2 protein-coding genes are annotated in these 849 nt (G+C 36.0%); both read right to left on the reverse strand.

The genetic code is table 11. The features are described 5' to 3' along the window. A partial coding sequence (locus ACS8FC_RS16125) for a cation transporter (RefSeq protein WP_439297517.1) occupies positions 1-194 on the reverse strand: 194 nt, incomplete at its 3' end. A gap of 245 nt (positions 195-439) precedes the next feature. Beyond that, complete coding sequence (locus ACS8FC_RS16130; RefSeq protein ID WP_298739179.1) at positions 440-580, reverse strand: hypothetical protein; 141 nt, start codon at positions 578-580, stop codon at positions 440-442. Positions 581-849: the final 269 nt, after the last annotated feature.

Here is an 849-nt window from a genome sequence, read left to right on the forward strand (position 1 = left end):
AACGAGATTATTAAACTGGCAACATCACTTAAGTTGTGGCTAGCGTCTGCGATTAAAGCTAATGAATTAGTTGAATAGCCCACTATAAACTCGATGAGCGTAAATGCAGAATTTAGACCAATCCCAATATAAAAAGCTTTATTCATATTTTTAGGGTCTGGAGCTTGATGACTGTGGTTATCTGAATTACTCATAATTTACCCTTGTTTAGGTTGCTGCATTTTATTAAAGGTAGAAAATAAGTTTATTGCATATTTTCTATATTGCACAGTCAATATTGCTCTAATACCGTAGACCCACTTATTTTTATCAATAAACTGAGCCACAACTTGATTGTGTGTCCTATCTCTCCTTGGGCGAAAAAAGCGGATTTTACTGTAATCTAACTGGCTTACGTAAGCTTCTTGTTCTCATGTTCAAGCTCTTTAGTATGTGTAGCTTAGTCTTGAGTGTTGGTTAGTATAGTTTCATTAGTGTGCTTTTTATGACATGACCACATAAAGGTGTAATCGTTTAATGCTTCAATCAGCATACGAACGGCGCGTTCTTTAATCTCAGGAGTGTAGGTTTGTCTTTTCATTATCGTATTCTCTCAGAAAGATGATTTACCGCTTCTTAACAGCGCGTGTAAAACCTTGCATCTGACGACTAAGCCGGTCTTCATAGTAAACTATCCCAGTATTGTCAGAAACTTAACGTCTTGTGAGGATGTACTAAGTGCTAACTTCAAAATGGTTGAAATACCTACGCTAAATGACGACAAAAAAAGCCTAAGCAATCTAATGAAAAAGTAGATAATAAAAACCCAATCTACATGACAAACAAAAAAATGCCTCTGGGAGTTGACTC

It is taken from the genome of Psychrobacter sp. 1Y4, assembly GCF_051847555.1.

Coding starts and splice junctions, on each gene's coding strand:
- ACS8FC_RS16130 (WP_298739179.1), bottom strand. CDS start 580: ATGAAAAGACAAACCTACACTCCTGAGATTAAAGAACGCGCCGTTCGT.